At 59.1% G+C, this 10,289-nt stretch carries 11 protein-coding genes; all 11 read left to right on the forward strand.

What is annotated here, in order from left to right; translation table 11 throughout:
• The first annotated feature begins 170 nt into the window (after positions 1 to 170).
• The 11 genes from ACVJNE_RS03985 to ACVJNE_RS04035 all read left to right on the forward strand — a co-directional run bounded on the left by ACVJNE_RS03985 (position 171) and on the right by ACVJNE_RS04035 (position 10,041).
• Positions 171 to 1,532: a site-specific integrase gene (locus tag ACVJNE_RS03985; RefSeq protein WP_499563134.1), complete on the forward strand. Its 1,362-nt coding sequence runs from the start codon at positions 171 to 173 to the stop codon at positions 1,530 to 1,532.
• Positions 1,529 to 2,029 carry a hypothetical protein gene (locus ACVJNE_RS03990; protein WP_499563136.1) on the forward strand — a complete coding sequence of 167 codons (501 nt, stop codon included), beginning with the start codon at positions 1,529 to 1,531 and terminating at the stop codon, positions 2,027 to 2,029. The genes ACVJNE_RS03985 and ACVJNE_RS03990 overlap by 4 nt, the downstream gene beginning before the upstream one ends.
• A 73-nt stretch (positions 2,030 to 2,102) precedes the next feature.
• A complete protein-coding gene (locus ACVJNE_RS03995) occupies positions 2,103 to 2,336 on the forward strand; it encodes a helix-turn-helix domain-containing protein (protein ID WP_499563138.1) in 234 nt (77 codons plus the stop codon).
• Positions 2,333 to 2,548 (forward strand): hypothetical protein, encoded by a 216-nt coding sequence (locus tag ACVJNE_RS04000; protein ID WP_499563140.1) that lies wholly within the window; start codon positions 2,333 to 2,335, stop codon positions 2,546 to 2,548. Before ACVJNE_RS03995 ends, ACVJNE_RS04000 begins: the two co-directional genes overlap by 4 nt.
• A complete protein-coding gene (locus tag ACVJNE_RS04005; RefSeq protein WP_499563142.1) occupies positions 2,545 to 3,141 on the forward strand; it encodes a hypothetical protein in 597 nt (198 codons plus the stop codon). The genes ACVJNE_RS04000 and ACVJNE_RS04005 overlap by 4 nt, the downstream gene beginning before the upstream one ends.
• Before the next feature lie 101 nt (positions 3,142 to 3,242).
• Positions 3,243 to 3,566, forward strand: coding sequence for a hypothetical protein (locus ACVJNE_RS04010; RefSeq protein ID WP_499563144.1), 324 nt, complete (start codon positions 3,243 to 3,245; stop codon positions 3,564 to 3,566).
• A gap of 277 nt (positions 3,567 to 3,843) precedes the next feature.
• Positions 3,844 to 6,702 (forward strand): hypothetical protein, encoded by a 2,859-nt coding sequence (locus ACVJNE_RS04015; protein WP_499563146.1) that lies wholly within the window; start codon positions 3,844 to 3,846, stop codon positions 6,700 to 6,702.
• 232 nt (positions 6,703 to 6,934) lie between these two features.
• Positions 6,935 to 7,561, forward strand: coding sequence for a terminase small subunit (locus tag ACVJNE_RS04020; RefSeq protein WP_499563148.1), 627 nt, complete (start codon positions 6,935 to 6,937; stop codon positions 7,559 to 7,561).
• Positions 7,558 to 7,734 carry a hypothetical protein gene (locus ACVJNE_RS04025; protein ID WP_499563150.1) on the forward strand — a complete coding sequence of 59 codons (177 nt, stop codon included), beginning with the start codon at positions 7,558 to 7,560 and terminating at the stop codon, positions 7,732 to 7,734. Before ACVJNE_RS04020 ends, ACVJNE_RS04025 begins: the two co-directional genes overlap by 4 nt.
• Before the next feature lie 402 nt (positions 7,735 to 8,136).
• Complete coding sequence (locus tag ACVJNE_RS04030; protein WP_499563152.1) at positions 8,137 to 8,943, forward strand: hypothetical protein; 807 nt, start codon at positions 8,137 to 8,139, stop codon at positions 8,941 to 8,943.
• Between the two features lie 3 nt (positions 8,944 to 8,946).
• Complete coding sequence (locus ACVJNE_RS04035) at positions 8,947 to 10,041, forward strand: Shedu immune nuclease family protein (RefSeq protein WP_499563154.1); 1,095 nt, start codon at positions 8,947 to 8,949, stop codon at positions 10,039 to 10,041.
• Positions 10,042 to 10,289 lie beyond the last annotated feature (248 nt).

Here is a 10,289-nt window from a genome sequence, read left to right on the forward strand (position 1 = left end):
TAAGCCAGCGTTTGGCAATCAACATACTGATTTAGAAGGCTTTTTGTTCGCCCCTTTGCTTGGTTGCGTATGCTTGCGTTTGCCTTTTTATACCCCTATGTATGTGGGCGTATGCCGGTGTTTATGCACCGCAGTTTTTACCCCCGTTCGCAACGCAGGAGCGATCAAGCATGGGCAAGACACTTAAGCAGGCGGCTATCACCGGCGCTGCGGCACGGCGAAAGCTGGGGCTGGGAGACCACTGGCGGGAGTTGGTGGCCGACGCGCATATCGGCTACCGGAAAGCGCCTCGCGGCGCCGTGTGGGTAGTGCGGTGGCGCAATCGCAGCGGCGGCGGGAAGCCGTATCACAGCAAAACCATCGGACCGGCGAACGATGTGAACGACAAGGTTACGCCCGGCCTGCTGACGTATTTGCAAGCAGAAGCCAAGGCGCGGGACATGGTTGCCGAGGTGCGGGCTGAAATCGAGGCCAAGGCAGACGGGTCGCTTCTGACCGTTGCCGACGCGGTGGCCGACTACATGGTCATGCGCGATGCGCGCGACAGCCGCCGAGCCGGGCGGCCCGTGCGTAGCGACGGGAGAAACAGGCTTGAGCGCTACGTCGTGGGCCGGGCGGCGCGCGGAGGCAGGAAGGCAATTGAAGCCGCCCCGCTGGCAACGGTGGCGTTGTACGCCTTGAAAGAGTCCCACTTGCGCACATGGCGGGAAGCGCTGCCGCTTGCCGATGCCAGCAAGCGCCGACTGATGGGCGATTTGAAGTCCGCTCTGAATGCGGCGTGGGCAACTCTGCCCGACGGTGCCAAGGCGCAGAACCCGCTCTACCGGGAAACAATCAAAAGCGGGTTGAAGGCCGAGGCAGCGGACGATGACGCGGACAGCAGCGCACGTGACAACCAAATATTGACCGACGGCCAGATAGCGGCGGTGCTCCGCGCCGCGAAGCAGCTCGGCGACGACATCTACCGTATGGTAGTCACGCTCGACACCACCGGGTCGCGCTACAGCCAAGTCGCCCGCATCACCGTCGGCGATCTACAGGAGCGGGAATGCCGGCTGCTGGTGCCGGGTAGCCGCAAGGGGCGCGGCGGCAGGCCGGATATTGTGCCCGTCCCTATTTCGCAGGAGGTGCTAGAGGTGTTGCTCACGGCGGCGGCGGGGCGTCCGGCACACGAGCCGCTGCTGCTGCGCGATCATCACGAGCAGGGCGTAGTTGGGGAATGGACCGTTACCGGGCGGCGCGGCTGGCGGCCGAACGAGTTGACGCGGCCATGGCAGGCCATCCGCAAGCTGGCCGGACTCGCTAAGGATATTGATGCCTACAGCCTGCGCCACAGCAGTATTGTTCGCGGCCTTCGCGCCGGCCTGCCCATCGCATTGGTCGCCAAGCGCCATAACACCAGCGCTGCGATGATCGAACGTCACTACAGCAAATACATCGCCACCGCGCTTGAGGATATGGAGCGTGCGGCGCTGGCATCCCGTAGCGCGGTGCTTCCCACCGAGGGCGACAACGTGGTGAGGCTCGCATGAAGGTTACCGTTGGGCCGAGGGTGCTTAGCAGCAATTTTGAGGTCGAAGTTGACGCACAGGGGCGCATAAGCGGCTTCCCCGATTTCGAGGATCTCGATCCGCACTGGACGGATGTCCAGAAGGCTATCTGGATGGCTGCCAACAAGGGCGCGACGTTCCCGCTGGAACACCTCCTGCGTAGCGGCTGCGAGCTCACCCAGGACGACCGCAATATGCTCGCCGACTTGGTGGCCGGGCGGTACAAACGACCAGCAGGTAACAAGTCAAGCCACCTGATGCTGCCGCGCGAACACGGCGGCCAAGTTGGTGAGGCCGTTCGGTGGGTGCGGCAGTGCATGCAAAAAGCGGCGACGCAGGGCAAGCGACCTTACCGGCTGAAAGATAAGCTGATTGCCGAGTACTGCGCCGGGCATATAGCCGAAGCCGAGGCCGCCGTTATGGCCGAGCGCATCAGAGCAGCTTACGAAAAAGGGGAATACCCACTTTCTAACAAATAATTGGCGCGGGTGTTTGCTACTGCCCCCGTAGGTTAGCGTTTGCCCATGTTTGCAAAGACAAACGGAGCAACGTATGTCTACAGAAACAGCACTGAAGCCAATCACGGTAACAATAGCCGACGCTATTGCTGTGAGCAGCCTTAGCCGAGACAGCATTTATAAACTCATCAACGCTGGCAAGATTGTCACTCGTAAGCATGGCCGCCGCACGTTGGTCGACTATGCTTCGCTGGAAACTTATCTCAACAACCTGCCGGGCGAGTTGTCCGATCACACGCAGAAGGCAACGGAGGCACGCTGGTCATGAACATTTTGTTCTTGCGCCGTCCCGTCCCCGTTGGCGACGAGCCCTCGGCGCTGCAAATCCGCACCGCCCACATCACCGCCTATAGCTTCGACTGCAACGACAGCAACTATTACGAAACAGCGATTTCCGTGCAAGGGCGGCAAGAGCCGTTCACCGGCGTGGTTGATTTGGCCAACGCCGACAGGTTCATGGCTGGGGAGGCTGAAGAATGACCAGCCACGGAACCGAAATCTGGCTGGCAGATCGGCTATGGGATCTGCAGCGAGACTACGAAAAACACGCTAGCCGGGTGGAGGCGCACGCTTGGCGCGCCGCTATCACCGCCGTGCGGGTGCAGGGCGGTGCCGTGGTGGCCGTTGCCGCGCCCGCGCCCACCGCATGGCTTGCGGCCAGCTTAAACGCACAGGCGGGCGCCTGCGGCCTGCTGCTGGCCGACGGCTTGCATGACGTGCGCTGGCCATGGCCTGACATTAAGCCCAGCCGGGCCGTGAACTTCCTGCGCGACGCGGCTACGCTCTTGAGCGCCACCAGCGTGATCGGCACTACCCGACTGATACAGAAGGTGAAGGCGACGCCGGGAACGCCTGCCGGGTTCTATCCCAATCATGGCCAGTGCGCCCAGTTGCTCAACTGCATCTGCGACGGCGGCTGCGGCTTCATCGAATGGCCGGGGCGGTGCATTGAGCATTGGCACGGAGAAAACCGCGTCTACCGATTCTGGACCGCACTGCATGCCGCGAACCCAATGACGCCGCGCTGGCTTCAGGCGCAGGGCGATCAACTTGAACTGTCGCCGCTCTACTAAGGCGCAAACGGCAACGACATCAAGCATAGAAATACAAAGGGTTGCGCCGCCGCCAGCCCGCGCTGGGTCAATTAAAAGGTCAATATCTAAGGAGGAATAGGATGCCCGTCGTACTTGCCGGCACCCCGTTCGCCACCAAGTTTCACGCGCGGGCGGCCATCCGCGCCTATCTGAAAACCCTGCCGCTGCGCCGGCCCGTGCCTGCCGATGCCGGGGCCATGCTGCACGAGCTGTTGCAACGGCGGCCTGACAAGTTGGTCGAAATCGGGCAGCGAAAGGTGAAGCACTTCGAGGTGTGGGCCGCCGCCGACGTTGGGAAGAAGCTTTTAAAGAAGTCCGGGCAACACAAAGACGGAGATGTTGCTACCGTTCTGCTGTTGTCAGATGGCAGTTACCTTGATTTCTCTTGGCGCAAGAGCGTGTGAATACTATATCGCGACAATCTAAACGCTGACAAACACTAGCAAACGTAAGTAGATCACGCAAAATAAGCTTGCAAAAGGCCGGGCGTGGTGCTAGGGTGCCAGCGTCCCTTAACTAGGCAGGTTCACGGACATAGGGCGGGGCTCCCGCCAAATTAGGGCTCCGCCCGCCCCTCCGTGAAAGCCAGTCGCAGAGCACAGGCTGCTAGGACGTTTAACCGGATACCCTTGGCGGGGTGTCCACCCTGTGACACGCCTAGTTAAGAAGGCCAATCTCCCGATGACAATTGAAGAAACTGCTTCCCCGCACGCAACAGGTGCGCCCATTGGTTTCACAACCCTTCGATACAACATCGAAATCGGCAAGCACTACGCGCTTGGCCACGATGGCGCCGTTAAGTCGAAGACAGACGGGCACGGCTACTACGGGCAGTTCCGCACCACCTATGTCAGCACCATGGCGCAGCTTTCGCAGCACCTTGACGGGCTTACAAGCTATGAGTGCATCATCGCCGGCATGCCGTGTGACGACGCTGAATACGGCACACTAGGCGACGGCAAGCACACGCGCACGCAAGGATGGTTTCCTGACCCTTGGTGCCGCGCGGTGGCGCTGGGTGACATTGACTTGGCTGCGGCTCCGCTTGACCTGCCAACGGCGAGGTCGGTCGCAGAGCTGCTATTCGGCGTTATTCCCCAACTGCGCAATGCAGCGCTGTTAATACGCCCATCTAGCTCGAACGGCGTATCAGGCCGTAAGGGCGGTTGGCATATCTACTTTTCCACCAAGCCGGGCGAGCGGGTGCGGGTGCTTGAAGGACTGTGGCGCAAGATGGCGCATGCCGGGTATGCGTGGATTCAGGTGTCAGAAGCCGGCAGCAAGCTAGAGCGCACACCTATCGACCGCGCCATGCGCATTCCGAACCAGCCTATCTATGCAGGCTTGCCGCGAGTTGACCCGCCGCTGACGCTAAACCGCCCGGACAGCTACATTCAAGAAGGACGCGACGTTGACCTAACGTGGCTGCTGGCGCCCGAAACCGACGAGTTGTTTCGTGGGCTCAAAGCCGCACCGGAAGTTGAGGCCGAAGTTGAGCGGGTGCTGCGAGGGCGGGCCGAGGCGGCAGTGCCGCAAGGTCCACTGGACAGGCCCGAAGCGGTCGAACAGGTTTTCAAGCAGTTCCGCCAACAGGCCAAAGACCAAGACCGGCAAGTGCTGGGGCCGGACTTCGAGATCCAGCTTTACCGTGGGCCGCGCGTTACCGTGGCGCAGATACTTGAGCAGCCTGCCCGCTACCACAACGAACTGACGTTGACGCCGGGCGAGGAGAGCTACCACAACAGCGCGCAGACCGGCATCATCTACACCGATGGTATGCCGCGCTTGCACACGCAGGCGCACGGCGGCATCACCTACCGGCTGGTAGGGCGGTCGGTTCCCTTGGACATGGAAGGCGTGTTTCTGCGCGTGAATCAACGGCTCAAAGAAGACCTGGAGGTGGACTTTGAGCAGGGCACAGAGCGCCTGTCTTCCATTGTCCGCGACTTCGTGGAGAACCCCCGGCAGTCGGTAGCCGCTTGCATAACGCAAGGCACCGGGAAGACAACCGAAGCGGCCCGCGCCCTAGCGACGGTGAAGCGCGACGGCGTTCGCGTGCTGATGTTGGAGCCCGACAGCGCCAAGGTACAGGAGTGCTTTGAGGAGTACACCAAAGCAGGCGGCAAACGCGGTGGCAGCCGATACGGGCGCAGTGATGGCAATTGTACGCACTACGACAACGTCCGCACCTACGTCGCCAAGTACGGCGGGGAGGGTATTGCGAAGAACGTGTGCGCCAAGTGTCCCGCAAAAGCGAGCTGCGTCTACATGGCGCAATTCCCGCCCCTCGAACAATGCGAAGTTATATTTGCGGTGCACGAGTTCGCCTACCTGTCCATAGGCTGCGAGTGGGAGCCGGACGCGGTCATTGTTGACGAAACCCCGCGGCACATGGGCGCCGTAGTCAAGGCCAGCGCCTCGGCGAATACGTTGCCCGTACTTATGGACGACAAGGCGTCGTGGGAGCGCCGGCGCAAGGAGGCAGTTCACGCGGCGATGAGCCTGCACGGCAACCCGGAGGCTTACGGCAAGAACCGTGAATTGGTCGAAGTTATTAACGCGGTGCTAGCAGGTGAAAAGGTGTACCGGGCGGGTGCTGACCTGCTGCTGTTTGAGCGCAAAGATTATCGATACGAAGACCTGCCTTTGCTGCTTCTTGATGGAACGGCGGAGCCCATGTGTGCGCAACTGGCGCTGAAACCGCTAGACAACTTCCAGCGCATAGACGTTCGCCGCAACGCCAACGTGGTTCAGGTGACTGGCAACAGCTTCTACAAGTCCGCGTTCAGCGATCCGCGCTCTTTTGAGGCAATAAAGAGCTTTGTTAACGAGGTAGACCAGCCGGGCGTTGGCTTCGTGTGTGTCAAGCCGTTGCGCGAAAAGCTGGGCAAGATGGAGGCTACGAACTGGCTTCACTATGGGGCCATGCGGGGGCGGAACGAGCTTCAAGACTGCCATACCATCTATGTACTGGGCACAGAAAACCCGCCGCCGCACATGGTCAGGGCGCAGGCTACGTTTATCAGTGATTGCGAAGGGTGGCCGCCGCCCACCGGGCCGGCTGTGAAACGCAGGGTGCAGATACCGACTCGCGGCGGCGAGATGGTGGAGTTTGAATACTACGCCAGCGACCACCCGGTTGAGGCGGCACTATTGAAGCAGTGGCGAGACAGCAACGTGCCGCAGGCGGCCGACCGAGGCCGCAGCGTCAGGCACCGGGGCAACCATCCGAAAGGAATTGTCATTCTCGGAAACCTGCACCACGGCGTGCCCATAGACGAGGTGCGCGAGTGGAAGAATATAAAGGCCGGGCGCGACAAAGGGCGGGTGGAAACCGCCCTCGATACCGCGCCGTTCTACATTCCAAAAAGCCCTCAGTCAGCGGAAGCGGTTAGGCCCGATATTTGGAGCAGTAATAAGGCCGCCAGACTGGATTATGACAAGCTTCCGGCTGGCTTTTTGGAGGGTCTTTACGAGCAATTGGTGAAAATTGAGGGGCGCTCGAGGTCGTTTAAAGTGCTTAGCCGTAACCCATTGTAAACAATGCAAAAACACAAAAGGGCACGTTTATGCTAAACCAGCCCTTTTACTACTATGTGTAGCGGAAAGGCTAGTTTGCAAATGGTGATTTCAGAACAAAAGACGGCGCTTAGACTGCCCCCGGCAAAGTAGAACATAGAGAGATATTGAGATGGCTCGAAAGAAAGTAGTTCCACCACCTCCACCACCGCCCCGTAGGGTGCAGGACCCGGAAACGGGGCAGTGGCATCCAATGCCTGCGCCGCCCACGAAACCCTATCGGGGACCGGGCCCGCCAAAGAAGTATCACCATGGTGACGAGCTGGTAGCCAAGTTCGCCGAATACCGCGCGGACGTTGACGCTAACCCTTGGTTTGAGGTCAAGTCGCACGCCACGAAAGACGACGTGCACCTCGTGAACGTGCCCCGGCAGCGGCCCTACACCCTTCGCGGGTTCAAGCTGTTCGCCGGCATCAGCGAAGCCCCATGGCAGCGCTACAAAACCGATCCTGACTTCGCGGACGCAGTGGCGTACATCACCGACACCATCTACCAGCAGAAGTATGAGGGCGCGACACTGGGCTTCTTCCGCGAGCGCATAATCATGCGCGACCTTGGCATGTCCGACCGGGTGAACAACGACCTGTCCGACGCCATCAAAGGCAAGACCATTCCCGAGGCAATCGACGTAGTGCTAGAGGCAGTGGCACGCGGGCAGTTCAGCATTGAGGACGGCGAGCGTTTCATCGCCATGCTTAAGTCGCGCCACCAACTGGGGCAAGGCGGCGGCGGTGGCAACGATAGCGAAAACCTTAAGCTGGCCGCTGACGCTTTCGTGTTCAAGGTGCTTCAGGCGACCAAGAAGGACGAACAGCAATGACCGAGGAATTTGCAGAGCAGCTACGCGCCAAGCTGCACGCGGCAATTGATGCGCAGCCCGACACGCAAACCATTTTGGTGATGATGCCGGAGGCACCCAGCAGCCTATCAAGCAATTTCAAACTGCTGGGCAAGACGGTGGTGCTTATTTGCGGCAGGGACTCGGAGCTATAGCGCCGGCCAAATGATTGCCCCTATTTGCCAAATGCGGGGCCGCTGGCGCGTTTTGGGGGCCGGGCCGGTAGCCCACAGCGCCCCCGGTAGCGCCAGCAGCGCCTACAGGGGCGTTGAAGGCGTAGACTACTTGCTACCTCTCTTCCGCGCCCGGTCGCTCAGGAAACCTCTCGGCCGCGATCCACTGACTTCGGAATTTCGCTCAGTTACACCGCATCAGCAACTGCGCCCCCAAGCAATCATCCGTCGTACCCGCTTTTATGTTCGCGACCGGACATTCACGCTCGCAATTGCCCGTTCGAATCCGATAAACTGCTCGGCATGGAGTATTCATTAAGCGCGAAATTAGAGCGCATTCTTGACTGCGCACAAAATCCGGAACCGTACGGAATACAACGTAGCTTGCTCCACGCCTACGTTGCTTGCCTAAGTTTCGACGAACTTTGCGATGCGATTTGCAGCACGCTGGAAGCTGATGCGCGCGTGCGAATGGCCCTTCGCGGAAGGCTCTTAAGGCTTTTGCGCCTGTCTAATGGCGAACTTGCCGATCGGCTTTCGCTCTTTGCTGAGGAAGCGCAATCGCTCCAGGAGGGTAATCACGTCTTACGAAGACGCGTGGACGCGCTTCTCTCCGCAGTCTACTTGTGGTTGCCCCTTCCAACTCGCCACGCCGTGCTCGAACATTGGATTGATCGCGGGACGAGGGGAGCCGCAGGAAAATGGCTCAAAGCTATGGCTTCCGACAAGCCATTATTCGACCCCAGGGCAGTATCCGAATATTGGCGCGTGTCGCGCAACTGGCGCGCGGCGAAGATACTAGCCTATCAAGCAGAGCCCGCGTTCCTAGACGGCATGCTTGCTGAGCTTGCGGCTGGATGCGCGGAAGGGTGGATCGTCAGCAAAGCGGCATTAAGAGCGACTTCGATATCCGATGAGATTTGGCATCTTCTTCGACACAACCATCCGGCCAGCTACGCCTATGTCTGTGCGATGAAGGGTCGAAAGTTGGCCGACGAGGAAGCGCTCGCGCTGTTTGAAGACGCCCCCTCCGGACTCCTTGACGATGGGAAGGGGCTGGTGATCTGGTCAATTGGCCAAATGGGCCTCATATCCGTGTTAGATCAATTAGCCGAAAATCGAGAGCCCTATGCAGCGCAAAGGGTAGCGGACATTTTGGGATCGCGGAAGCCAACGCTGGGGGCGGGTTAGCTAGTGTCCGAAGACATTGAATATCTCGCCAACTACAAGACGAACCAGCTCTATACGCATCCCGGGAAGGCGGGAGCTTACGCTACGATCGTTGGTGAGAGTGAGCAGGTTCTAGGCGAAATCGATGTTACCGATAGATGCAAAGTAGCCGTCTCAACATTCTACGTTAGCGACAAAGCAGATTTTGGAACCTTTAAGATAACAAAGCTGCGCTATCACAAGACATACGGGTGGCAGCAAGATGGCCATATCCAAGTCAACCACTTCCAACTTGCGCAGATTAATGAGTTCTTGGCAATTATATCGAATCTCGATTTCAGCGATGCACAGAAAACCAGAATATCTCTGGACAATTTGAATTTGGGCGCTCTAAATGCTTTGTTGAGTAGCTCCAAGGGCGCGCAGCTAATTCACGAACTCGCTGAATCTCCCGATCTGCACCACGACATTTATGCCGTCGCCGCTAAGCGCGAAGCGTTGAGCGAATTCGAAGCCATGCTCGGATCGGGGCTATCGGAACCCGAATGGCAGAGCTTTTTTGAGAACAACCCGTGGATTTTTGGGCACGGCTTAAACTACGTGTTTTTGGATAAGGCCGCGGTCGCTCTTGAAAGCCGTACCACGGGAAACACGTTCGATAAGCCTGGCAAGACCGTTGACGCGCTGCTGCGAACCCGCGCGGAAATCAGCCAGTTTGTGCTTGTTGAAATCAAGAAGGATCACACGCCTCTGCTACGCGCGGGCAAGCCGTATCGCGCGGGGTGTTGGGGCATGTCCGACGAGGTATCAAACGCCGTCACACAGATTCAAAAAACAGCGTTCGATTTTGGCCGCGCCAGATTCAGGGAAGCGCTCAAGGATCGTGACGGCACCGACATTGGAGAGAGCACCTATTCGATCGAGCCAAGAAGCTATTTGGTGGTTGGCAATCTGACGGAGCTTGTTGGAAATGACGACAAGATTGCCTGCTTTGAGCTTTACCGTCGAAACATTCGCGCGCCGGAGATTCTGACCTTCGACGAGTTGTTTCATCGCGCGAAGTTCATCGTCGCCAATATCGCTCGTGAAGTAGCCGAAGATTCGAATATCCCATTTTAGCAGACGGACGGCGAACTGCGTCTGTAAGCTGAAGGGCGCCGGCACCCCCGCTGGACTTGCCAAATTCTTGCCGTCTGTTGCCGATTCGATGCGCGGAGGACGCATTGCAGCGCGCCTCGGCAGCCTAGTTATGACCATTGGTTTCATTTCCGCGTAAGCGAGCAGCCGAAGCCGTTCAGGGCTGGTAGTTCCAGGGCATGAGGTCGTCGATACGGCTGTCAGGCCAGCCGTTGGCGAGGCGCTCGAGG

This window comes from Mesorhizobium sp. DxT, assembly GCF_058448885.1.

Excerpts from the sequence above, each read along its gene's own strand:
- ACVJNE_RS03985 (WP_499563134.1), top strand. The coding sequence starts at position 171 with ATGGGCAAGACACTTAAGCAGGCGGCTATCACCGGCGCTGCGGCACGG.
- ACVJNE_RS03990 (WP_499563136.1), top strand. The coding sequence starts at position 1,529 with ATGAAGGTTACCGTTGGGCCGAGGGTGCTTAGCAGCAATTTTGAGGTC.
- ACVJNE_RS03995 (WP_499563138.1), top strand. The coding sequence starts at position 2,103 with ATGTCTACAGAAACAGCACTGAAGCCAATCACGGTAACAATAGCCGAC.
- ACVJNE_RS04000 (WP_499563140.1), top strand. The coding sequence starts at position 2,333 with ATGAACATTTTGTTCTTGCGCCGTCCCGTCCCCGTTGGCGACGAGCCC.
- ACVJNE_RS04005 (WP_499563142.1), top strand. The coding sequence starts at position 2,545 with ATGACCAGCCACGGAACCGAAATCTGGCTGGCAGATCGGCTATGGGAT.
- ACVJNE_RS04010 (WP_499563144.1), top strand. The coding sequence starts at position 3,243 with ATGCCCGTCGTACTTGCCGGCACCCCGTTCGCCACCAAGTTTCACGCG.
- ACVJNE_RS04015 (WP_499563146.1), top strand. The coding sequence starts at position 3,844 with ATGACAATTGAAGAAACTGCTTCCCCGCACGCAACAGGTGCGCCCATT.
- ACVJNE_RS04020 (WP_499563148.1), top strand. The coding sequence starts at position 6,935 with ATGCCTGCGCCGCCCACGAAACCCTATCGGGGACCGGGCCCGCCAAAG.
- ACVJNE_RS04025 (WP_499563150.1), top strand. The coding sequence starts at position 7,558 with ATGACCGAGGAATTTGCAGAGCAGCTACGCGCCAAGCTGCACGCGGCA.